The sequence below is a fragment of the Sulfitobacter sp. 1A15299 genome, from assembly GCF_043556915.1.
Taxonomy (GTDB): domain Bacteria; phylum Pseudomonadota; class Alphaproteobacteria; order Rhodobacterales; family Rhodobacteraceae; genus Sulfitobacter.
On the sequence record NZ_JBIFFJ010000003.1, the window covers coordinates 308,740 to 329,329 of the forward strand.

At 64.7% G+C, this 20,590-nt stretch carries 23 protein-coding genes and 1 other RNA gene; 14 read left to right on the plus strand and 10 right to left on the minus strand.

The window, feature by feature from the left end; genetic code table 11:
- Positions 1–4 precede the first annotated feature (4 nt).
- Both ACGYK7_RS06850 and mgtE read right to left on the minus strand, forming a co-directional pair.
- The gene (locus ACGYK7_RS06850; RefSeq protein WP_394400256.1) at positions 5–592 is read right to left on the minus strand and encodes a 5-formyltetrahydrofolate cyclo-ligase; all 588 of its coding nucleotides are present in this window, start codon (positions 590–592) and stop codon (positions 5–7) included.
- Positions 589–1,992 (minus strand): magnesium transporter, encoded by a 1,404-nt coding sequence (gene mgtE / locus ACGYK7_RS06855; protein WP_394400258.1) that lies wholly within the window; start codon positions 1,990–1,992, stop codon positions 589–591. The genes ACGYK7_RS06850 and mgtE overlap by 4 nt, the downstream gene beginning before the upstream one ends.
- 122 nt (positions 1,993–2,114) lie before the next feature.
- On the opposite strand from mgtE, the gene guaD reads away from it, so the two are divergent.
- On the plus strand, positions 2,115–3,416 hold the full coding sequence (guaD, locus tag ACGYK7_RS06860) for a guanine deaminase (protein ID WP_394400260.1): 1,302 nt from the start codon (positions 2,115–2,117) through the stop codon (positions 3,414–3,416).
- 24 nt (positions 3,417–3,440) lie between these two features.
- Here the strand turns inward: guaD and ACGYK7_RS06865 are convergent, their stop codons facing one another.
- From ACGYK7_RS06865 to ACGYK7_RS06880, 4 genes are all read right to left on the minus strand, one after another.
- A complete protein-coding gene (locus ACGYK7_RS06865; protein ID WP_394400262.1) occupies positions 3,441–3,860 on the minus strand; it encodes a CAP domain-containing protein in 420 nt (139 codons plus the stop codon).
- The gene (locus tag ACGYK7_RS06870) at positions 3,857–5,191 is read right to left on the minus strand and encodes an 8-oxoguanine deaminase (protein ID WP_394400264.1); all 1,335 of its coding nucleotides are present in this window, start codon (positions 5,189–5,191) and stop codon (positions 3,857–3,859) included. The genes ACGYK7_RS06865 and ACGYK7_RS06870 overlap by 4 nt, the downstream gene beginning before the upstream one ends.
- A 134-nt stretch (positions 5,192–5,325) precedes the next feature.
- Positions 5,326–6,126, minus strand: a complete 801-nt coding sequence (gene hisN, locus ACGYK7_RS06875) for a histidinol-phosphatase (RefSeq protein WP_394400266.1) — start codon at positions 6,124–6,126, stop codon at positions 5,326–5,328.
- A gap of 83 nt (positions 6,127–6,209) precedes the next feature.
- A complete protein-coding gene (locus ACGYK7_RS06880) occupies positions 6,210–6,584 on the minus strand; it encodes a helix-turn-helix domain-containing protein (RefSeq protein ID WP_394400268.1) in 375 nt (124 codons plus the stop codon).
- A gap of 628 nt (positions 6,585–7,212) precedes the next feature.
- Between ACGYK7_RS06880 and ACGYK7_RS06885 the strand changes: the two genes are divergently transcribed.
- Positions 7,213–7,989 carry a Bax inhibitor-1 family protein gene (locus ACGYK7_RS06885; RefSeq protein ID WP_394400270.1) on the plus strand — a complete coding sequence of 259 codons (777 nt, stop codon included), beginning with the start codon at positions 7,213–7,215 and terminating at the stop codon, positions 7,987–7,989.
- Positions 7,990–8,067: 78 nt separating this feature from the next.
- On the opposite strand, the gene ACGYK7_RS06890 is transcribed toward ACGYK7_RS06885, so the two are convergent.
- The 3 genes from ACGYK7_RS06890 to ACGYK7_RS06900 form a co-directional block, all read right to left on the minus strand.
- Complete coding sequence (locus ACGYK7_RS06890) at positions 8,068–8,757, minus strand: VIT family protein (RefSeq protein WP_394400272.1); 690 nt, start codon at positions 8,755–8,757, stop codon at positions 8,068–8,070.
- A gap of 16 nt (positions 8,758–8,773) precedes the next feature.
- A complete protein-coding gene (locus ACGYK7_RS06895; protein ID WP_156505794.1) occupies positions 8,774–8,932 on the minus strand; it encodes a hypothetical protein in 159 nt (52 codons plus the stop codon).
- A gap of 86 nt (positions 8,933–9,018) precedes the next feature.
- Complete coding sequence (locus ACGYK7_RS06900) at positions 9,019–9,711, minus strand: metal-dependent hydrolase (protein WP_394400274.1); 693 nt, start codon at positions 9,709–9,711, stop codon at positions 9,019–9,021.
- A 269-nt stretch (positions 9,712–9,980) separates the two neighbouring features.
- Here ACGYK7_RS06900 and gatC point away from each other — a divergent pair, with 269 nt between their 5' ends.
- The 6 genes from gatC (at position 9,981) to rpmG (ending at position 14,065) form a co-directional block, all read left to right on the plus strand.
- A complete protein-coding gene (gene gatC, locus ACGYK7_RS06905; RefSeq protein WP_067267591.1) occupies positions 9,981–10,268 on the plus strand; it encodes an Asp-tRNA(Asn)/Glu-tRNA(Gln) amidotransferase subunit GatC in 288 nt (95 codons plus the stop codon).
- Entirely contained in the window at positions 10,268–11,755 is a 1,488-nt protein-coding gene (gene gatA, locus ACGYK7_RS06910) for an Asp-tRNA(Asn)/Glu-tRNA(Gln) amidotransferase subunit GatA (protein WP_394400276.1), read from the plus strand. Before gatC ends, gatA begins: the two co-directional genes overlap by 1 nt.
- A gap of 37 nt (positions 11,756–11,792) precedes the next feature.
- Entirely contained in the window at positions 11,793–12,551 is a 759-nt protein-coding gene (locus tag ACGYK7_RS06915; RefSeq protein ID WP_394400278.1) for a hypothetical protein, read from the plus strand.
- 3 nt (positions 12,552–12,554) lie between these two features.
- Complete coding sequence (locus tag ACGYK7_RS06920; RefSeq protein ID WP_394400280.1) at positions 12,555–13,223, plus strand: N-acetylmuramoyl-L-alanine amidase; 669 nt, start codon at positions 12,555–12,557, stop codon at positions 13,221–13,223.
- A gap of 33 nt (positions 13,224–13,256) precedes the next feature.
- Positions 13,257–13,738: RNase P RNA component class A (gene rnpB / locus ACGYK7_RS06925), an RNA gene on the plus strand.
- A 159-nt stretch (positions 13,739–13,897) separates the two neighbouring features.
- Entirely contained in the window at positions 13,898–14,065 is a 168-nt protein-coding gene (gene rpmG, locus ACGYK7_RS06930; RefSeq protein ID WP_007119221.1) for a 50S ribosomal protein L33, read from the plus strand.
- Positions 14,066–14,323: 258 nt separating this feature from the next.
- Here rpmG and ACGYK7_RS06935 read toward each other — a convergent pair whose 3' ends face one another.
- A complete protein-coding gene (locus ACGYK7_RS06935) occupies positions 14,324–14,779 on the minus strand; it encodes a nucleoside deaminase (RefSeq protein ID WP_394400282.1) in 456 nt (151 codons plus the stop codon).
- Positions 14,780–14,841: 62 nt separating this feature from the next.
- Between ACGYK7_RS06935 and ACGYK7_RS06940 the strand changes: the two genes are divergently transcribed.
- The 6 genes from ACGYK7_RS06940 (at position 14,842) to ACGYK7_RS06965 (ending at position 20,517) form a co-directional block, all read left to right on the plus strand.
- Positions 14,842–15,918 (plus strand): pseudouridine synthase, encoded by a 1,077-nt coding sequence (locus ACGYK7_RS06940; protein ID WP_394400284.1) that lies wholly within the window; start codon positions 14,842–14,844, stop codon positions 15,916–15,918.
- 127 nt (positions 15,919–16,045) lie between these two features.
- Positions 16,046–16,261, plus strand: a complete 216-nt coding sequence (locus ACGYK7_RS06945; protein ID WP_067267561.1) for a hypothetical protein — start codon at positions 16,046–16,048, stop codon at positions 16,259–16,261.
- 3 nt (positions 16,262–16,264) lie between these two features.
- Positions 16,265–17,179 (plus strand): 5-bromo-4-chloroindolyl phosphate hydrolysis family protein, encoded by a 915-nt coding sequence (locus ACGYK7_RS06950; protein ID WP_394400286.1) that lies wholly within the window; start codon positions 16,265–16,267, stop codon positions 17,177–17,179.
- Positions 17,179–18,375, plus strand: a complete 1,197-nt coding sequence (locus ACGYK7_RS06955; RefSeq protein ID WP_394400288.1) for a toxic anion resistance protein — start codon at positions 17,179–17,181, stop codon at positions 18,373–18,375. The genes ACGYK7_RS06950 and ACGYK7_RS06955 overlap by 1 nt, the downstream gene beginning before the upstream one ends.
- Positions 18,376–18,397: 22 nt before the next feature.
- Positions 18,398–19,360, plus strand: a complete 963-nt coding sequence (locus ACGYK7_RS06960) for a DUF2927 domain-containing protein (protein WP_394400290.1) — start codon at positions 18,398–18,400, stop codon at positions 19,358–19,360.
- A 35-nt stretch (positions 19,361–19,395) separates the two neighbouring features.
- On the plus strand, positions 19,396–20,517 hold the full coding sequence (locus tag ACGYK7_RS06965; RefSeq protein ID WP_394400291.1) for an SPFH domain-containing protein: 1,122 nt from the start codon (positions 19,396–19,398) through the stop codon (positions 20,515–20,517).
- Positions 20,518–20,590: the final 73 nt, after the last annotated feature.

A 20,590-nucleotide genomic window follows, 5' to 3' on the forward strand; every position in this document is an offset into this window, starting at 1 on the left:
ACCCTTATTCCGCCTGCGACAGGGGTTGGCCCGGCGTCACCTCGATCACCCCGGCCTCGGTCACGATCAGGTCGAGCGGCGCGTCGGTATCTTCCAGCGGGATGTCGTCCCACTCCTGCCCCGCAAAAGCAAAGCCAATGGCCAGCGTGGCCCGCCGCGCGCGCAGCATCGTCAGCGTTCGGTCGTAAAAGCCGCCGCCATAGCCCAGCCGCGCGCCCGCGCGGTTGAAGGCCAAAAGCGGCACGATCACGATTTCCGGCTCGAAAAGATCGGTCTCTGCGGGGATCATCGCGCCGAATGTGCCCGGCACCATCGGTGTCTCGGGGGTCCAACGGGCAAAAGACAGCGGGTGGTTCGGCTTTTCGATCACCGGCACGCCGACGGGACCATGGGCGCATGCCTCGGCCATGGCGGGGCGTGGATCAATCTCCGTTCGGATCGGCATGAAACCCGACAGCGGCACCCCACGGTAGCCTGCCAAAACCTCGGAAAGATAGCCCGCTTGGGCCGCATTCGCCTGTTCGAACAGGGGCTTACGGCGGGCAAAGGCCGCCTTGCGCGCCTCGGCCTTCCGGGCGGCGCAATCGCTCACAACAGCACCATGGCGGCAAGGCCGAGGAAGGCGAAGAAGCCCACCACATCCGTCACTGTCGTCACGAAAGCGCCCGAGGCGAGCGCCGGGTCTACCCCGAACCGTTCCAGCAAGATCGGGATGCCGGTGCCCGCGAGCCCCGCCACCACGAGGTTGATCACCATCGCCGTGGCGATGACATAGCCCAGCCCCGGCGAGCCGAACCAGAGCACGCCGACGATGCCCATGATCACCGCGAAGATCAGCCCGTTGACCAGCCCCACCAGAACCTCGCGCCGGATCACCCGCCAAACGTTGGAGCCGGTGAGGTCTTTGGTCGCGATGGCGCGCACCGCCACCGTCAAGCTCTGCGTGCCCGCGTTGCCACCCATGGAGGCCACGATCGGCATCAATACGGCAAGCGCCACGATCTGCGCGATCGCCGCCTCGAATTGCGAGATCACCATCGAGGCCGCAATCGCCGTCACAAGGTTCACCGCGAGCCACGGCAGGCGCTGCTTCGTCGTCTCCGTCACCCGGTCCGAGAGCGACCCCTCGCCCACACCCGCCAGTCGCAGGATGTCTTCTTCGTGTTCTTCGTCGAGCACGGCCATGGCGTCGTCAATGGTGATGACCCCGATGAGCCGCCCCTCCTCGTCGACCACCGGGGCCGAAATGAGGTGGTACTGGTTGAAGGCATAGGCCACATCGCCCTCATCGCGCATGGCGGGGATGATCTGAAAGGTCTCCTCCAGAATATCCGCCAGCCGCGTTTCGCGGCGCGAGCGCATGAGTTTGCCCAGGGTCACATTGCCCACCGGATGCAGGCGCGGGTCGACCATGACGATGTGATAGAACTGGTCCGGCAGGTCTTCCTCCTTGGTGGCGCGCAGATGGTCGATGGCTTGGCCCACCGTCCAATGCTCTGGCGCCATGACGACCTCGCGCTGCATCAGACGACCGGCGGAATATTCGGGCCAGTTCAGCGCCTGTTCCACCGCGACGCGGTCGGTCTCTTCCAGCGCCTCAAGGATGGTTTCCTGCTGCGCGTCTTCCAGATCTTCGATCAGGTCGACCACATCGTCGCTGTCCAGCTCGCGCACCGCTTGGGTCAGAACCTGCGGCGTCAGAATGCCGATGACTTCCTCACGCACCGACTCGTCGAGTTCCGACAGGATTTCCCCGTCGAACTCCTGCCCGTAAAGCCGGATCAGGGCGGCGCGGTCGTCCTCGTCGATCTGTTCAAGAAGGTCGGCGATATCCGCGGCGTGCAACGGCTCCATCAGTTGGGTCAGATGCGCCTGATCATTGGCCGCCACCGCCTCAAGGATCGCGGCCACGGCTTTCCGGTCGAGCACATAGGCCTCGGCACGTTCATCAGGGGATGCTGCCGGATCCAGTTCTTCGATCTGCTCTGACATCCGCTGCTCTCCGTCTCTGCGCCTTTGTTGGGAAGGATGATATGCGAGCGCCCAAGCCCGTACAACGGCACCTGCGACGCTTCGGTATTGTTCCCCGTCCCGCCCTCACCTAAACCACTGGGATGACAAATCAACGACTCCTTTTGGGCGCGACGCTCACCTATTCCGGCAACCCCATGCAAAGCGCCTGGGAGGATGCCGTGAAGATCGACACCGAAGGCGGTGTGCTGATCGAAAATGGCCGGATCGCCGCCATCGGCAAGGAGGACGCCCTGCGCGCCGCCCATCCGCAAGCCGAGGTGACACGCTACGCCGATGCGCTGATCTGCCCGGGCTTTGTCGATGCTCACGTGCATTACCCGCAGACCGCCATCATCGCCTCATGGGGCAAGCGGCTGATCGACTGGCTGAACACCTATACTTTCCCCGAAGAGATGCGCCTGTCCGATGCCACCTATGCGGGCGAGATCGCCGCGCGCTATCTGGACCTGACGCTGGCCCATGGCACCACCACGGTCGCGTCTTATTGCACCATCCACCCCCATAGCGTCGATGCGCTGTTTCAAGCGGCGGCGGAGCGGGGCCAGCGGATTGTCGCGGGCAAGACCTGCATGGACCGCAACGCGCCCGAAGGGCTGCGCGACACGGTGCAATCGGCCTATGACGACAGCAAGGCGCTGATCGAGCGTTGGCATGGCAAGGGACGCGCCACCTATGCGATCACGCCGCGTTTCTCGCCCACTTCCACGCCCGAGCAGCTTTCCGCCCTCGGCGCGCTTTGGGCAGAGCATCCGACCTGTCTGATGCAGACCCATCTCAGCGAGCAGACGGATGAGATCGAATGGGTCCGCGCCTTGTTCCCGGAGGCGCGCGATTACCTTGATACCTATGAGGCCCATGGCTTGCTGGGCGAACGCGGCCTCTACGGCCATGCGATCCATCTGGAACCGCGCGAGATCGACCGGCTGGCGGAGGTCGGCGGCGCGCTGGTGCATTGCCCGACCTCCAATACCTTCATCGGGTCGGGGCTGTTCGACATGACCGGCCTTGCTGCGCGGGGCATCCCGCTGGCTTTGGCGACGGATACCGGGGGCGGCTCGTCCTTTTCGATGCTGCGGACCATGGCGGCGGCCTATGAGGTCGGGCAGCTGCGCGGCACGCCGCTGCACGCCGCGCAGCTGATTTGGCTGGCCACCGCAGGCTCGGCCCGCAGCCTGCATTTGCAAGATCATGTCGGTTCACTGGCCGAGGGGATGGAGGCCGACATCACCGTGCTGTCGCTCGACTCCACCCCCGCCATCGCGCAACGTCACGCGGCGGCCAAAGACATTTGGGAAAGCCTTTTCGCCACGATCATGATGGGCGACGACCGCGCAATTGCGGATGTTTGGGTGGCGGGCGCACGGCGGGGCGGCACGGCGTAACGCGCCTCCCGCCGAGGGCTGGGCTCAGCAGGGCGCGCCCAGCACCATGACCCAGACCGCGTCATCGGCCCGCACCAGCCCCATCTCCTCGGCCCGGGCGTCGACCATGTTGCGGTAATGCCCCGGCGAGTTGGTCCAGCCGGTCATGACCTCATCAAGCGACTGCTGCCCCTTGGCGATATTCTCGGCCACGAAACACCATTCATAGCCCGCCACCGCCGCGCGGCGGCCAACATCGGTGCCATCGCTGCCTTCGTGGCTGAAATAGTCATGCGCAGCCATGTCGCGGGCGTGGTCTTGCGCCGCCTGCTCCAGACGGCTGTCATAGCTCAGGGGCTGCAATCCCTTCACATCGCGCAGGGCGTTCACCCTGTCCAAGCCCATCGGGTCGGCCAAGGCGGGCAACCCCGCCAGTATCAGTATCGAGAGTAGAACCGGCTTCATTCAGCCAAGCCTTTCGCCAAATCATTCTGCCGCGCCACCTGAGCGGCCATGTCGATGGTGGTGATTTGACCATCGCGCACCACCTGTCGGCCTTCAACGAAAAGGTCGCGCACCGCCGTGGGACCGGCAAGAAGCAGCGCAGCCGGATCCCAACTGCCCGCGCTGTGCACGCCCGAGACATCCCAGATCGCCACATCTGCCCGTTTGCCGGGCATCAGCCGCCCGCAATCAGGCCGCCCCAACACATCCGCCCCGCCCCGCGTGGCCAGTTCGAGCGCCGCGCGCGGGCTCATCGCATCGGCCCCGCGGGCCACCCGCTGCAACAGCATCGCCTGCCGCGCCTCGGCGGCCAGATTGCCGCTGTCGTTGCTGGCCGAGCCATCGACGCCCAACCCCAGCGGCACGCCCGCATCCAGCATCGCCCGCACCGGCGCGATGCCCGAGCCGAGACGGCAGTTTGAGCAGGGACAATGCGCAACCCCCGTTCGGGTCCGGGCAAAAAGGTCGATCTCGGCCCCGTCCAACTGTACGCAATGCGCGTGCCAAACATCATCGCCCAGCCAGCCGAGGCTTTCGGCATATTCCCCCGGGCGGCAGCCGAACCTCTCCTGTGAATAGGCCACATCCTCGGCATTCTCGGCCAGATGGGTGTGCAGCATCACGCCCTTGTCGCGCGCCAGCAGCGCCGTGTCGCGCATCAACTCCCGGCTGACCGAAAAAGGCGAACAGGGTGCCAGTCCGACCCGGCACATCGCCCCTTCGGCGGGGTCGTGAAAGGCGTCGACCACGCGGATGCAGTCTTCCAAAATGGCCGCCTCACGTTCCACCAGCGCATCAGGCGGCAGGCCGCCATCGCTTTCGCCGATGCTCATCGAGCCGCGGGTGGGGTGAAAGCGCAGCCCAAGTTCGGCGGCGGCGTGGATCGTATCCTCCAGCCGCACGCCGTTCGGGTAGAGATAAAGGTGGTCCGAACTCAGGCTACAGCCCGAAAGCGCCAGTTCCGCCAGCCCAATCTGGGCCGATACGAACATATGCTCTGGCCCCATGCGCGCCCAGATGGGGTAGAGCCGTTGCAGCCAGCCAAAGAGCAGCGCATCCTGCGCCCCCGGCACGGCACGGGTCATGCTTTGGTATAGATGGTGGTGGGTGTTCACGAGGCCCGGCGTGACGACACAGCCCGTCGCCTCGACAATCTCACCCTCTGTCCGAAGGCCCTGCCCGATCTCGGCAATCATCCCGTCGCGCAGCAACATGTCCGCGCCTGCAAGCTCCCGCCGGGTGTCGTCCATCGTGATAAGGTAATCCGCGCCGCGGATGAGGGTCTCTGCCATAGGTCACACTTTCGCTATGCCCGTCTCATGCAAAGTGTGTGTGGCCGATGGAAAACGGGCGAGAGAACCGACCTTCGGGAGAATTTATCGCATCCCGCCGGGGCCGGTCAATCCGGGGCTTCCCGACAATTGGATCAATAGGCGGAAAGGATCGCAAGCGCTTGGGCGTGAATGTCGCGGTTGGCCGCGGCCAGCGCCCTGCCCCCTTCATGCACCGGGTTGCCCTGCCAATCGGTGACGATCCCGCCTGCGGCTTGGATCACCGCGATGGGCGCTTGGATGTCATAGGCGTTCAGCCCCGCTTCGATCACCAGATCGACCTGCCCCGCCGCGACCAGCGCATAGGCGTAGCAATCCATGCCATAGCGGGTCAGCAACGCCTGCGAGGCGACGGCGCGAAAGGCGCTGGCCTCCTCGCTGCTGCCGACCTCGGGGAATGTGGTGAATACGATGGCCTGACGCAAATCCCGCGCCGCACGTGTCTGCAAGGGGTGGCTGCCGTGCGGCCCGCTTAACAGCGCGCCATCCGGCGCCCCCTCGAACCGCTCCCCGATATAGGGCTGGTCGATGATGCCATAGAACGGGCCCGCGGCATCGGAAACCGCGATCAGCACGCCCCAAGTCGGCGTACCGCTAAGAAAGCCGCGCGTCCCGTCGATGGGGTCGAGCACCCATGTCAGCCCCGACGTGCCGGGCTGCGCGCCATATTCCTCACCCAAGATGCCATCTGCAGGCCGCTCCGACGCTAAGATATCGCGCATCGCCCGTTCGGCGGCGCGGTCGGCTTCCGTCACCGGATCAAAACCGGTGCCGAGCTTGTTGTCGGCCTGCAGATCAAGCCTGCGGAAATAGGGCAGGATCACCTGCCGCGCCGCATCCGCCATCAGATGGGCGACGCGGCGGATATCGGGATCGAAGTCACTGGTGTTCATCATGGCGAAGACCTGACAGTTTGCGCCCCTCTGCGCAAGCCTGTCAGGGCGTTAAAGCCGAGCCTTACCGCCGCGAAGGGGTGGGCTCAGGCCACGTCACTCAAGACGCGGGCCAGTTCGAACAACCGGCGGCGCTGGTTCTCTGGGATGGCGTAGTAAGAGCGCACCAGTTCCATCGCTTCCTTGTCGGCCATCAGATCGGCAGGCAGCCCATCCATCGGCGCGCCCTCGCCGACTTCCTCATCCTTCAACCCTTCGAAGAAAAAGGACACAGGCACCCCAAGCGCATCGGCGATATCCCACAGCCGGGACGCGCTGACGCGGTTCGCGCCGGTTTCATATTTCTGTATCTGCTGGAATTTGATCCCAACCAGTTCCGCCAGTTTTTGCTGGGTCATCCCCGTCAGCCAGCGGCGCTGTCGGATACGCTTGCCTACATGTACATCTACCACATGCACCATATTCTCTGATCCTTATAGGGCACATGCGACCGTGCCAATCTCAGTTCCAAACAAGGACGAAGTGTGCCGTTGCCTCGCACGATACCGCAGGGGTTGCGCGAAAGTTCTGCCTCCTATCATAGCGGTTGCGTTGAATTCGGCCAAGAAATTTCACGTGATGGTAAAAACCGGCCCTGTATCGACTGCAACCTCAGGCGGTGCACTGCCCCTCTCATTCTACGGCCGGCGGGCATAAAATCCCCAATTGTCTTTGGGTCTGTCGGCTTCCCGCTCGGCAACCAATAGATGAACGCAAAGGATATCAATCGGTTCCCCTCGGAATGCCTCAAATGCCATGTTTTCGTGGTCGAGGCGGTGGGACAGCCCGCCGCGCGGACGCGCGCCTGCGCGAAACGCATCGGTGCTTTTCCGCCGACGGGCCAACTGCGAACGCGCCGGGCGCGGTGACCGCAGGCCATGCCGCCCCGCCCTGCGCTCCCCGAACAACTCGCTCCCGCGAAACCCGCGATTATTGCCGTGATATCAGGCTGCAAGACACTTGAAATTCGCCCTCTCAGGCCCGATATTCAAAGCCAAGAACGTGTCGGCTTGGTTTTTGACACGCAACTTTGCCAATGGGAGTCACTAAATGGCTGACGTCAATTCAATTCGCTCTGCTGCCGGGTCGCGCGTCTCCGCGATCGACGAGGGTCTGCGCGCTCATATGAACAAGGTGTATGGCACCATGTCCATCGGCATGCTCATCACCTTCGCCGCGGCCTGGGCCATCTCGGGCCTTTCGGTCACTTCCGACCCTTCCGCAGCCGTGGCCCAACTCAGCCAGGATAAATACCTGACGCAATTGGGTTATGCGCTCTATGCCTCGCCGCTGAAATGGGTCGTGATGTTCGCACCCCTGGCCTTTGTCTTCGGCTTTGGCGCGATGATCAACCGCATGTCCGCCGCCACGGCGCAGGTCGTTTTCTACGCCTTTGCCGCTGTCATGGGCATCTCGATCAGCTCGATCTTTCTGGTCTTCACCGGCTATTCCATCGCGCAGGTCTTCCTGATCACCTCCATCGCCTTCGCGGGTCTGTCGCTCTGGGGCTACACCACCAAGAAGGACATCTCCGGTTGGGGCAGCTTCCTGATCATGGGTGTGATTGGTCTGGTCGTCGCGTCGATCGTCAACATCTTCCTCGCCTCCTCGGCGCTGATGTTCGCGATCTCGGCAATCGGTGTTCTGATTTTCGCGGGTCTGACCGCCTATGACACCCAGAAGATCAAGACCGAGTATCTGGCCCACGCCCATCATGGCGACACCGAGTGGCTGGGCAAGGCCGCGATCATGGGCGCGCTGAGCCTCTATCTGGACTTCATCAACATGTTCATGATGTTGCTGTCGCTCTTCGGCAACCGCGAGTAACCGCGCTGCCACCCGATGCGAAAGGCCGGCTCCGAAAGGGCCGGCCTTTTTCTTTGCCACCGCCTTAGTCCAAGCCGCCTATCCAATCGCACCGAACAGATGGCCGACCCCGGCGGTCACGGCCATCGCCAGACCGCCCCAAACCACAACGCGCCCGATGGCGGGCCGCTTTGGCGCACCGCCCAGTTGCGCGCCGCCCGCGCCAAGCAGCATCAGCGCCAGCAGTGCGACCACCGCAATGGTCACGCCGCGCAGCCCCATCGGAGCCACAACCGCCGCAAACAGAGGCAGACCGCCCCCCAAGGCAAAGGCCAGCGCCGAAGCGCCCGCCGCCTGTAACGGGTCGGCCTGACCGGCGAGACCGAACATGCCCAACTCTTCGCGCGCATGGGCGCCGAGGGCGTCATGGTCGGTCATCTGGGTCGCGACCTCTAGGGCAAGGTCGCTTTGCACGCCCCGGTTCTCCAGCCCTTCGGCCAGTTCGCTGAGTTCATAATCCGGGTCTTCGATCAGGGCGACGCGTTCGCGCTCCAGATCGGCCTTCTCCACATCCGCCTGCGCCGAGACCGAGACATATTCCCCCGCCGCCATCGACAGTGCCCCGGCGGTGAGCCCCGCAAGCCCCGTCAGCAAGACATTGCCCTGCGTCATGCCCGCCGCGCTCACCCCGACCAGCAGGCTGGCCGAGGAGACGATACCATCGTTGGCCCCCAGAACGGCGGCGCGCAGCCAGTTGCTGCGGTTGATGAAGTGACCTTCTTTGGGCATCTGAGCCGTCTTGTACCTACTGCGGCTGATAGACCAATAGATGCGCCGGGAAAATGACCGGCCTGTCACCGCCCACCCCGGTAAAACCCACACTGCCGGTGGGTTCGGCCCGGCTCAGCGGAGCGCAGGCCCCCAGTGTCAGCAGCAAGATCACGGCAGTCGATTTGGCAAACATGGCATTCCCCCGGCAGTTCCTTCAGGTATCCCTCGTTCCGCCCCGGCGCGCAAGGCGTCGGGGTAAGATGGGTCGGGGCAAAATGGTCAGACGGTGATCGGCTGCATCACCTGCGGCTCCACCACATCGACCCCCGGAAGCCCGTCAATCAGCGCCTGCGCCGATTGCTCCAAGGCGTCGAAGGTGCGGTAGTGGCAGGGGATGACCGTCTTGAAATCGAAATAGCGTTTGGCGGCATAGGCGGCCTGCGCCATGTCCATCGTGAAATGCCCGCCCGCCGAGAGAATGCCGATATCGGGTTTGTGATAGTCGCCCATCCAATCCATATCTGCCATGATCGCCGTATCGCCGGAATGATAGATCGTATGCCCCTCGCCCGAGATCATGAAGCCGGTCTCCATCCCGGTGTAGATCGGCCCGTTTTCGCCATCTACCGATGAGGAATGCGAGGCCGGGACCATGGTGATCGCCACCGCGCCTGCGCGGATCGTCCCGCCTTTGTTGAAGCCAGTGGTCTGCTGCACACCCTTGCTGTCCAGCCAGCTCATCAGCTCGACCATCCCCGCCACCGGGGCGTTGGTGCGGCTTGCGATGTCGGCGATGTCTGCCGTGTGGTCGAAATGGCCGTGGGTGACGAGGATCTGCGTGGCGCCTTTGATTGCATCGGCATGGTGCGCGTCGTCCAGCATGGGGTTGTCTTTCAGCCAGGGGTCGATCAGCAAGACTTGGTCTTCGATCTCGATGCGGAATGAGCCGTGGCCGAGCCAGATGATGTTCATGGGGATCCTCCTGATTTGTGGCTTACCTAAAACTTGCGCTTCCTCGCGACGGAATCAAGAAAACGGTTCGCCATGCCTCCGGCCCGGAATCGAGCCGCAGGCGCCGGGCCATCGCCTGCCCGCCCGTCACGCCACAGGCGTGCAGTAATATATAGGCGCTTCTTTGGTGCGACCGGGCAGGCGCTGGCCCTCCTCTCTCTTACACATCCCAAACCCTTGCGAGGCCCGCCCCCAAACGGTAGAGGAGCCACAAAGAGATGGAGATGTTCATGTCGATCGACGAAAACACCGCCGCACGGGTGGCGAAACTGGCCCGGATCAAGGTTGAACCCGACGCGCTTCCGGCGCTGGCGGAAGAGTTCAACACCATCCTCGGCTTTATCGAACAGCTGTCCGAGGTGGATGTCGAGGGCGTCGAGCCGATGACCTCCGTCACCCCGCAGCGGCTCAAGCGGCGCGAGGATGTGGTCACCGATGGCGACCAGCAGGACCGCGTGCTGGCCAATGCCCCCGATGCCCGTGAAGGGTTCTTTGCCGTGCCGAAGGTGGTGGAATAATGACCGATCTGAACAAACTCAGCCTCGCCGAGGCCCGCGATGCCCTGCGCAAGGGCGAGACCACCTCCCGCGACCTGACCGAGGCCTGCATCCAAGCCATCGACGGCGCAGGCGCGCTCAATGCCTTCGTCCACCGCACCCCCGAGATCGCGATGGAACAGGCCGCAGAGGCCGACGCACGCATCAAACAGGGCGACGCCCCCGCGATGTGTGGCCTGCCCATCGGCATCAAGGACCTTTTCTGCACCAAAGGCGTGCCAAGCCAAGCGGGCAGCCGCATCCTCGAAGGCTTTCTGCCCGAGTATGAAAGCACCGTGAGCCAAAAGCTGCGCGACAGTGGCGCGGTAATGCTGGGCAAGCTCAACATGGATGAATTTGCCATGGGCTCGTCAAATGAGACCTCCGTCTACGGCAACGCGGTGAACCCCTGGCGCCGCAAGGGCGACACGGCGGAACTGACGCCGGGCGGCTCCTCGGGCGGCTCTGCCGCTGCCGTGGCCGCCGACCTCTGCCTTGCCGCCACCGGCACCGACACCGGCGGCTCGATCCGCCAGCCCGCCGCCTTCACCGGCACCGTGGGCATCAAGCCGACCTATGGCCGCTGCTCGCGTTGGGGCATCGTCGCCTTCGCATCTTCGCTCGACCAAGCCGGGCCGATGACCAAGACAGTACGCGACGCGGCAATAATGCTGGAGGCGATGTGCGGCCATGACGCCAAGGACAGCACCAGCGCCGATCTGGCCGTGCCCGACTTCGAGGCGGCGCTCACCGGCGACATCCGGGGCAAGAAGATCGGCATCCCGCGCGAATACCGCATGGACGGTATGCCCGAGGAGATCGAGAAGCTCTGGCAAGACGGCATCGCCATGATGAAAGACGCGGGGGCCGAGATCGTCGACATCTCGCTGCCGCATACGAAATACGCCCTGCCCGCCTATTACGTCATCGCGCCGGCCGAGGCCTCGTCGAACCTTGCGCGCTATGACGGCGTACGCTTTGGCCACCGTGCCAAGCTCGACCAAGGCGACGGCATCACCGAGATGTACGAGAAGACCCGCGCCGAAGGCTTCGGCCATGAGGTCCAGCGCCGGGTGATGGTCGGCACCTATGTGCTCTCGGCCGGTTTCTACGACGCCTACTACAACCGCGCCCGCAAGGTCCGCACGCTGATCAAGAAGGACTTCGAGGACGTCTTCGCCCAAGGCATCGACAGCATCCTGACCCCCGCGACCCCCTCAGCCGCCTTCGGTCTGGGCGAGATGAAGGACGCGGACCCGGTGGCGATGTATCTCAACGATGTCTTCACCGTGACGGTGAACCTCGCCGGTCTGCCCGGCGTGGCGCTGCCCACGGGGCAAAGCAGCACGGGGCTGCCGCTGGGTCTGCAACTGATCGGGCGCCCATGGGAAGAGGCAGACCTGCTGTCCTCCGCCTATGCGCTGGAGAAGGCCGCCGGTTTTGTGGCCAAGCCCGAGAAATGGTGGTAAGCCGCAGAGCGGTGAACAAGAGGCGAGAGCGGGTCAGATGATCACACGGACACTTCTAGCGATGACGGCAGGCGGTCTTTTGGCAGCCTGCCAACCGGCGATCCCCGATTCCGGGAACATCAACACCGGGCGCGGTGTCGGCTTTGGCGACGGCAGTTTCGAGGCCGAGCGGCGCGCCCGCGACGCGGCGCTGGCGAACGACAGCATCGACAGTGCCATTGCAGCAGCAACCCCCGCCCCGGCGGATGGCTCGCCCGAAGCGACGGCGGCGGAAACCGCCCGCGTTCTTGCCGCGACCCGTCCCGGCGGAGCCAGCAACGGTCTGGGCAATGACGCGGCAACCAACTCGGGCGTGACCCCGGTGAACGCCAGCCCGTCGAACCCGCCCCCCGCCGCGGTCAACGCCGCTGGCATCTCGAACGAGAACAACTTTGACGCCGTGTCGGGCCAGCGCAGCATCCAAGACGACGCCGCACGCGTGGCGGCCAACCGCGCGCAGTATCAGGTCGTCCAGCCCGAAGCCCTGCCCGAGCGCCGCAACGTCGGCCCGAATATCGTCGCCTATGCGCTGCAAGCCGACCAGTCGCTCGGTCAGCAGATTTATAGCCGCATCGGTTTCAACAAGGCCCGCAAGTTCGAACGCGCCTGCGCACAATACAGCCACGCCGACCAAGCGCAGATCGCCTTTCTTGAGGCCGGTGGCCCCGATAAAGACCGCCTTGGCATGGACCCCGATGGCGATGGCTTCGCCTGCGACTGGGATCCAACCCCCTTCCGCCGGGCCGCGCAGGGCTGATAAATGCTTGCCGCGCCTGACGTGACGGCGCAGCCCTCGCCCAATTGCGGCCCGCGGCGCGGGGGGCTGCGGCCCCGGCTGATCGTCCTGCACCACACAGCCATGACCAGCGCCCAAGCGGCGCTGGAGCGCCTCTGTGACCCCTCTGCCGAAGTCTCGGCCCACTACCTGATTTCAGGGCGCGGAGAGGTCGTTCAAATGGTCGAGGAAGACCTGCGTGCGTGGCATGCGGGGGCTGGCCAATGGGCCGGAGAGGACGACACCAATTCGCGCTCCATCGGGATCGAGTTGGACAACCGCGGCGACCACCCCTTTTCCGAGCCGCAGATGCAGGCGCTCGAAATGCTCTTACCCGGCATCATGGCGCGCCACGGCATCCCGCCCGAGGGTGTGATCGGCCATTCCTGCATGGCACCGGGCCGCAAGATCGACCCCGGCCCCCGATTCGATTGGGCTCGGCTGGCACGGCGCGGACTGGCGCTGCCTGCGGGCGATGGCCCCCTTCCTGACAGCGTCACCACCGAAACCTTCCGCGCCGCCGCGCAGGCCGCAGGCTTCACCGCGCCCTGCGACGATGACACGCTGCTGGGCACCGTGCGGATGCGTTTCAGGCCATGGGGGCGCGGCCCTCTCACCCCCGCAGACCTTGCCGCCCTGCCCCAAACCCATTGACGCGCCACGTGCCGGGGTCTAGGGCGGGGCAGCGCGGAAGGCTGGATGGCCGCTGCGTCGACTCGCGTCGCATGACCGACGACCACGCCCGTCACACACATGTGTGATATCCGTGGCGTCGCTTTTGCGGGGCGAAAGCGACGTAGAGGAAAGTCCGGACTCCAAGAAGAAACGGTGCCGGGTAACGCCCGGGCGGGGCAACCCGACGGAAAGCGCCACAGAAATGAAACCGCCCCGCGGTCCGGCCCTGCCGGAACGCCCGCGGGGTAAGGGTGAAACGGTGGGGTAAGAGCCCACCGCGGGGCTGGCAACAGCCCCGGCATGGCAAGCCCCACCGGGAGCAATGCCAAATAGGGACCGCGCGCCGATGATCTTTGGGTCAAAGGCGGGGCTCTTCTGCCCCAGCAGGTCCGGGTTGGCAGCTATAGCCGCATCGGCAACGGTGCGGTCAGAGGAATGGTCATCGCCTGCCCTTGCGGCAGGTACAAAATCCGGCTTATAGGCCTTCCGCGCATATTTCTGCTCTTTCGGCGGTAAAAGGCAGGTTTTTCGACGAAACCGGCGTCTTTCGGCACCGGGCGGGCAAATAGCGGTTGACTCGGGCGCGGGTCTGACTAGAACCCGAAATTCAGAATTCACGCAGGCCTGCGCGGCGCTGCAGCAGGAGAAGACACATGGCGAAGCCAACCACGATCAAGATCCGCCTGAACTCGTCCGCGGGCACAGGCCATTTCTACGTGACCAAAAAAAACGCACGCACCATGACCGAGAAGATGGTCATCAAGAAGTACGACCCCGTTGCGCGCAAGCACGTCGAATACAAGGAAGGCAAGATCAAGTAAGATCGCCTGACTTTTGAGTTTCAAAGGGCCACGCGGTTTCGCGTGGCCTTTTGCGTGTGCAGGGATGGATCGCGCCCGACCCGGGGCCGATGGCCGTCTTGCAAAAGGTCCGGTGGACCTTTTGAGGCCAGCGGGTGCATCAGCACCGGGGGCGCATAGCGCGCCCGCCCTGGGGGCGGGTCGGGCGCGATCCGGACGCGGGGCGTCCGGATAATCGTTGAGACGCCTGAATGTCATCCCCGGTCCGGCGCTGCCCGGCTAGCGGTCTCTCTTCTCACGAAAAAACCTCACGAGCATCTCTTCCGCCTCTCCCGCCGCGATCCCGTCGAACACCTCGGGCACATGGTGGCATTGGGGATGCGAGAAAACCCGCGCGCCCTGCGCCACGCCGCCCGATTTGGGGTCCGCCGCGCCGTAGTAGAGCCGCGCCACACGGGCGGCGGCGATGGCGCCGGCGCACATGGCGCAGGGCTCCAGCGTGACGTAAAGCGCGTGACCGATCAGCCGTTCCGAGCCGACGGCGGCGCAGGCGGCCCGCAGGGCCAGCATCTCGGCATGGGCGGTTGGGTCATTGCGGGCGCGGGTCTCATTACCTGCGGCGGCAACGATCTGCCCTTTCGGAGAGACGACCACCGCCCCCACCGGCACCTCGCCGCGCGCGGCGGCGGCGCGGGCCTCGGCCAAGGCCTGCCCCATATACGAGCGAAACTCCATCCCGTCACATGGCCGCAAACGCCACCCTTTCGCAAGTCCGTGAAACAGGGTAAGCGCAGTGTATGAACGCAAAAACGCCCCCCTCCGGCTCTGGCCCGCAAAACCCCGACACCGATGCCGCCGCTGCCAAAGGCGACCGCATCGCCAAGGTGCTGTCGCGCGCAGGCATCGCCTCGCGCCGCGAGGCCGAGCGGATGATCGAAGCAGGCCGCGTGCGCGTGAACGGGGAGCAGATCACCTCGCCCGCGCTGAACGTCACGCCCGAGGATAAGATCACCGTCGACAACACCCCCGTCGGCGCGCCCGAACCGCCGCGCATGTGGCTGTATCACAAGCCCGCCGGTCTGGTGACCACCGCCCGCGACGAAAAGGGCCGTGAGACGATCTTTGACGCCCTGCCCGAGGATATGCCCCGCGTGATGACCGTGGGCCGGCTCGACCTGAACTCCGAAGGGCTCTTGCTGCTGACCAATGACGGCGGGGTGAAGCGCAAGCTGGAACTGCCCAGCACCGGCTGGCTGCGCCGCTACCGCGCGCGGGTGAATGGCCGGCCCACGGATGAGATGCTGGAGCCGCTGCGTAAGGGCATCACCGTGGAAGGCGAGCACTTTCAGCCGATGGACGTGACGCTCGACCGCCAACAGGGGGCCAACGCCTGGCTGACCGTCGGCCTGCGCGAAGGCCGCAACCGCGAGATTCGCCGCGCAATGGAGGCCGTGGGCCTGACCGTGAACCGGCTGATCCGCATCTCCTACGGCCCGTTCCAACTGGGCGAACTGAAGATCGGCGAGGTGGAAGAGCTGCGCCGCAAGGTCGTGCGCGATCAACTGGGGCTCGAGTTGGAAGACCCCAGCGGCACCGCCACCAAGAAACCCAGCGGTCTGCGCCGCCCGCCGCGCCGCAAGCCCGGCGGTTTCGGCGGCGCGGGCCAGCCCGGCCTGCCCGTGCAACGGGGCGAAGACGACGAACCGCCGCCCCGCCGTGGTGGCGGCAAGGCAAAGAACGCACCGCGTGGCAAGGCCGCGATGGGCAAGGCGGCTGGCAAGGCAAGCGGCAAACCGGGGGCACGCCCCACGGGGCGGCCGACTGGCAAACCGGGGCCGAAACCCACAGGTCGGGGGCCAAAACCCCGCCGCTGACCAGCCCTGCCCCCAGCTGCCCTGCGCGTTTCCGGAACGCGGCCGACCTGCGTGCGTTGAATAGAGAACGGCAGGCAAGATCAGCGCGAAACCGCTGTCAGAAAAGGGCAATATGGCGCGAATAGTGATGTTTTTGGTGGCCTTGGCCGCGCTCGTGGTTATCATCCTCGGCGCAGCCTCGCTCGTGGGGCGTGCGGCTGACAGTGCCGGTACGGCGTTGCGCCCGATCTGGGGCAGCAAAAGGGGAAACATGATGGCGCCAACAACCTTTCAGAAAATCGCCTTTGGCGCGTTGCTGGTGCTGCTGCTTGGGCTGACCAGCGGTTTTCTCGGGGGGCTTTGACCTATGGCGCAGCGCTTTGGCGGCAGATATAGCCCCGACCCCGACGCCTCCCCCGGCAGCCCCCCACGCAAACCCGCGCGCCTGCGCGTCGATCCGGCGGGCGGTCGGGTCAACCTGATGTTCCTGCCGCCGGTGCTGCTAGCGGCGACTTCGCTGATCGGGGGGGCGAGCACGCTGGTGCTTGGCCTTGGCGGGGCGTTCCTACTGGCTTCGGGTGTCTGGTTGCTGCGCGATGGTCTCTTGGCCGAGGCGGAATACCACGAGCGCAAAGTCGCCCGGCGCCCCGTCCTGCCGCGCAAAATCATCGCGGCCCTTTTGGCCGGTGCGGGCGCGGGCTTCGCCGCTTATAGCAACGATCCCAGTCTTGCCGCGGCCCTGCTCTATGGCGTTGCCGCCACCGCGCTGCACCTCGCGGCCTTCGGCATCGACCCGCTACAGAACAAGGGCATGGAGGGCATCGACACCTTCCAGCAAGACCGCGTCGCCCGCGTGGTGGATGAGGCCGAAAAACTGCTCTCGGGCATGAGCCAGGCGATCCTGCGCGCAGGCGACCGCCGCGCCGAAGCGCGGCTCGCGGAGCTTCAAGAAACCGCCCGGCATTTGATCCGCACCGTCGAAGAAGACCCCCGCGATCTGACCGCCGCCCGTAAATACCTTGTCGTCTATCTGCGCGGGGCGCATGACGCGACGGTAAAATTCGCCGACCTCTATGCCCGCAATCAGGACACCCAAGCGCGCGACGACTACCTCGCCTTGCTCAACGATCTGGATCAGAACTTCGCCGCGCGCACGGCCAAATCGCTGCTGGATGACCGCAGCGATCTGAACGTGGAAATCGACGTGCTGCGGGCGCGCCTTTCTCGTGAGGGGGTCCGACTGGAACAACCCACCCCTGCAAATACTAAGGAAGAACAGTGATGACCGATGCCCTCCGTGACAAAGCTGCCCAATCGCAAGGGTTGGTGGAAGAAGTGAACGCAACCGTCTTGCCCGAACCGGCGGATGCCAATGCCATCGTGCCGCTGAACAAAGCCGATCCCGAACAGAGCGCGGAAATCCAAAAGCGCATGGCCGAGATCGACGTGACCGATACCCAATCCATCGTCAGCTTCGGCTCTGCCGCGCAGGCCGAGTTGCAAGAGATCAGCCAATCCATGCTGGCGGATGTGCGCAACAAGGATGTCGGCCCCGCGGGCGACAGCCTGCGCACCATGGTCAGCGCGATCCGCGGCTTCTCGGTCTCGGAATTGGACGTGCGGCGCAAACAAAGCTGGTGGGAGAAACTGCTGGGCCGCGCTACGCCCTTCGCCAAGTTCACCGCCCGTTTCGAAGAGGTGCAGGGCCAGATCGACCGGATCACCGACAACCTGCTGGCGCATGAGCATAGGCTGTTGAAAGACATCAAATCGCTCGACCTGCTTTATGAAAAGACGCTGCAATTCTATGACGAACTGGCGCTCTATATCTCTGCCGGTGAGGCCAAGATCGAAGAGTTGGACCACAAGACCATCCCCGCAAAGAAAACCGCGCTCGATAAAGCGAGCGAAGACGATCAGGTCATGCGCGCGCAAGAGCTGCGCGATCTGCGTGCCGCCCGCGATGATCTGGAGCGTCGGGTGCATGACCTGAAACTGACCCGGCAGGTCACCATGCAGTCGCTGCCCTCAATCCGTCTGGTGCAGGAGAATGACAAAAGCCTCGTGACCAAGATCAACTCGACCTTGGTCAACACCGTGCCCCTGTGGGAGACGCAATTGGCACAGGCCGTCACCATCCAGCGCAGCGGCGAGGCGGCAAATGCGGTGCGCGAGGCCAATGACCTGACCAACGAACTGCTCACCTCCAACGCCAAGAACCTGCGCGACAGCAACAAGGTGATCCGTCAGGAGATGGAGCGCGGGGTCTTTGATATCGAAGCGGTGAAACGCGCCAACGAAGACTTGATCGGCACCATCGAAGAATCCCTGCAAATCGCGGATGAGGGCAAGGCGAAACGCGCCCAAGCCGAGAAAGAGTTGCAGGAGATGGAAGGCCGCCTGCGCGACACGCTCGCCGCTGCCAAGGCCCGCGAAACGGGTTTGGGCGACACCACCGGCAACGCGGTGCCAAGCTAAGACCGAGGTGAGGGAAGAGGCCATGCAAGGACGTCTGCGCAGAAATCTGCGCGCCGCAGGGGCGCTGGTGCTCAGCACGCTGCTCTTGGCCTGCGCCGAGCCTGCGCCCGTCTTGCAAAAGGTCGCCAAACCGCAGGCCCGCCCTGCCGCCGCCGCCCCTGCCCCGGCGGCGGTGGCCAAACCGACCTCGCAGAAAAGCGCCATGCTGCGCAGCTATCTGCATCAGGTCGAAAAGGCGCAGTTGGGCCAAGACCTGCTGCGCCAAGACGGCGGCGGAGAAGACACGCCCTTTACCAGCGAAATGCTGGCGCGCAACTTTGAGCAGATCGCGCTATATAACGAATATGACGGCAATTTCTCAGGCCAAGGCGGCGCCAGCCCGCTGCGCCGCTGGGAGGCGCCGGTGCGGATGCAGATCATCTTTGGCGACAGCGTGCCGCCCTCGCAGCGTCGGTCCGACACCGCCAAGATTGGTGCTTTCGCCCGCCGTTTGGCGCGGGTGACCGGGCATTCGGTCTCGCTCGCCGACAGGCCGAATTTCATGGTGGTCGTGGCCTCGGAAGATGACCGCATAGATGCGCTGGCCCAAGCGGCGGAAGAGGTCGCGGGCGTCAGCAAATCATCGCTCCGGGCCATGCGCAACATGCGCCGCGACACCTATTGCGCCGTGGCCGCCTATGCCGCGGGCGACAACCCGAATGTCTATACCGCCGCCGTGGCCGTGATCCGCTCGGAAAACCCCGAATTGCTGCGGCTTTCCTGCATTCACGAGGAATTGGCGCAGGGCCTGGGCCTTGCCAATGACAGCCCCGCCGCGCGACCGTCGATCTTCAATGACGACGACGAATTCGCCCTGCTCACCAGACACGACGAACTCCTGCTCAAAATGCTCTATGACCGGCGCTTGCGCCCCGGCATGACGGCAGAGCAGGTCAACCCGATCACCCGGATCATCGCGCACGAGTTGACGGACGGGCCGGTGTAACGCAGCATGATGACGAAAGAATAAGGACCATCCCCATGGGCATTTTCGATTTCCTCTCTGGCCAGTTCATCGACGTCATCCATTGGACCGACGACACCCGCGACACGATGGTTTGGCGGTTCGAGCGGGAGGGCCATGAGATCAAATACGGCGCCAAACTGACAGTGCGTGAGGGGCAAGCGGCGGTCTTTGTGCATGAGGGGCAGTTGGCGGATGTCTTCACCCCCGGTCTCTATATGCTTGAGACCAACAACATGCCGATCATGACGACCCTGCAACACTGGGATCACGGCTTTCGCAGCCCGTTCAAATCCGAGATCTATTTCGTCAACACGACCCGCTTCAACGATCTGAAATGGGGCACCAAGAACCCGATCATCGCCCGCGACCCTGAGTTTGGCCCCGTGCGCCTGCGCGCCTATGGCACCTATTCCGTGCGGGTGAGCGACCCCGCGAAGTTCCTGACCGAGATCGTCGGCACCGATGGTGAGTTCACCATGGACGAAATCTCATTCCAGATCCGCAACATCATCGTTCAGGCTTTCTCGCGCACGCTGGCCTCCTCCGGCATCCCGGTGCTCGACATGGCCGCCAACACGCGCGAGTTGGGGCAGTTGGTGGGCAAGGATATCGCCGCCCAGATCGCGGAATACGGGCTGGCGATGCCCGAGCTTTACATCGAGAATATCTCTCTCCCGCCCGCGGTCGAGGCGGTGATGGACAAGCGCACTTCGATGGGCGTGGTCGGAAACCTCAATGAATACATGCAGTTCCAAGCCGCCGAAGCGCTTGGCCGCGAAGGTGCGGGCGGGGCCGCGATGCAAACGGGCCTTGGCGCAGGGCTGGGGATGAGCATGGCCCAAGCGGCCACCGCGCAAGCCGGACCCTGGGGCGCGCGCCCCGCCCCCGCCGCCGCCGCACCGGTGCCGCCCCCGCCGCCGCCGGTCGAGAAGGTCTGGCATATCGCCAAGGACGGCGCGACCTCAGGCCCGTTTTCCAAGGCCGCGATGGGCCGCAAGGCGAGCGAGGGTAGTCTTACCCGCGAGTCTCTGGTTTGGACGCCGGGCCAAGATGGCTGGCAGCGGGCCGAGGATGTGGCCGAACTGGCGCAGCTTTTCACCGTGATGCCCCCGCCACCGCCGCCGCCCCCGGCCTGATCCGCAGGCGCGTCGGCCCACGCCCTTCGCGCGCGCCCCGCCCGTGGCCTCTCAGGTCCACGGGCCACCCCCC

Excerpts from the sequence above, each read along its gene's own strand:
- mgtE (WP_394400258.1), bottom strand. The coding sequence starts at position 1,992 with ATGTCAGAGCAGATCGAAGAACTGGATCCGGCAGCATCCCCTGATGAA.
- guaD (WP_394400260.1), top strand. The coding sequence starts at position 2,115 with ATGACAAATCAACGACTCCTTTTGGGCGCGACGCTCACCTATTCCGGC.
- ACGYK7_RS06865 (WP_394400262.1), bottom strand. The coding sequence starts at position 3,860 with ATGAAGCCGGTTCTACTCTCGATACTGATACTGGCGGGGTTGCCCGCC.
- ACGYK7_RS06870 (WP_394400264.1), bottom strand. The coding sequence starts at position 5,191 with ATGGCAGAGACCCTCATCCGCGGCGCGGATTACCTTATCACGATGGAC.
- hisN (WP_394400266.1), bottom strand. The coding sequence starts at position 6,126 with ATGATGAACACCAGTGACTTCGATCCCGATATCCGCCGCGTCGCCCAT.
- ACGYK7_RS06880 (WP_394400268.1), bottom strand. The coding sequence starts at position 6,584 with ATGGTGCATGTGGTAGATGTACATGTAGGCAAGCGTATCCGACAGCGC.
- ACGYK7_RS06885 (WP_394400270.1), top strand. The coding sequence starts at position 7,213 with ATGGCTGACGTCAATTCAATTCGCTCTGCTGCCGGGTCGCGCGTCTCC.
- ACGYK7_RS06890 (WP_394400272.1), bottom strand. The coding sequence starts at position 8,757 with ATGCCCAAAGAAGGTCACTTCATCAACCGCAGCAACTGGCTGCGCGCC.
- ACGYK7_RS06895 (WP_156505794.1), bottom strand. The coding sequence starts at position 8,932 with ATGTTTGCCAAATCGACTGCCGTGATCTTGCTGCTGACACTGGGGGCC.
- ACGYK7_RS06900 (WP_394400274.1), bottom strand. The coding sequence starts at position 9,711 with ATGAACATCATCTGGCTCGGCCACGGCTCATTCCGCATCGAGATCGAA.
- gatC (WP_067267591.1), top strand. The coding sequence starts at position 9,981 with ATGTCGATCGACGAAAACACCGCCGCACGGGTGGCGAAACTGGCCCGG.
- gatA (WP_394400276.1), top strand. The coding sequence starts at position 10,268 with ATGACCGATCTGAACAAACTCAGCCTCGCCGAGGCCCGCGATGCCCTG.
- ACGYK7_RS06915 (WP_394400278.1), top strand. The coding sequence starts at position 11,793 with ATGATCACACGGACACTTCTAGCGATGACGGCAGGCGGTCTTTTGGCA.
- ACGYK7_RS06920 (WP_394400280.1), top strand. The coding sequence starts at position 12,555 with ATGCTTGCCGCGCCTGACGTGACGGCGCAGCCCTCGCCCAATTGCGGC.
- rpmG (WP_007119221.1), top strand. The coding sequence starts at position 13,898 with ATGGCGAAGCCAACCACGATCAAGATCCGCCTGAACTCGTCCGCGGGC.
- ACGYK7_RS06935 (WP_394400282.1), bottom strand. The coding sequence starts at position 14,779 with ATGGAGTTTCGCTCGTATATGGGGCAGGCCTTGGCCGAGGCCCGCGCC.
- ACGYK7_RS06940 (WP_394400284.1), top strand. The coding sequence starts at position 14,842 with ATGAACGCAAAAACGCCCCCCTCCGGCTCTGGCCCGCAAAACCCCGAC.
- ACGYK7_RS06945 (WP_067267561.1), top strand. The coding sequence starts at position 16,046 with ATGTTTTTGGTGGCCTTGGCCGCGCTCGTGGTTATCATCCTCGGCGCA.
- ACGYK7_RS06950 (WP_394400286.1), top strand. The coding sequence starts at position 16,265 with ATGGCGCAGCGCTTTGGCGGCAGATATAGCCCCGACCCCGACGCCTCC.
- ACGYK7_RS06955 (WP_394400288.1), top strand. The coding sequence starts at position 17,179 with ATGACCGATGCCCTCCGTGACAAAGCTGCCCAATCGCAAGGGTTGGTG.
- ACGYK7_RS06960 (WP_394400290.1), top strand. The coding sequence starts at position 18,398 with ATGCAAGGACGTCTGCGCAGAAATCTGCGCGCCGCAGGGGCGCTGGTG.
- ACGYK7_RS06965 (WP_394400291.1), top strand. The coding sequence starts at position 19,396 with ATGGGCATTTTCGATTTCCTCTCTGGCCAGTTCATCGACGTCATCCAT.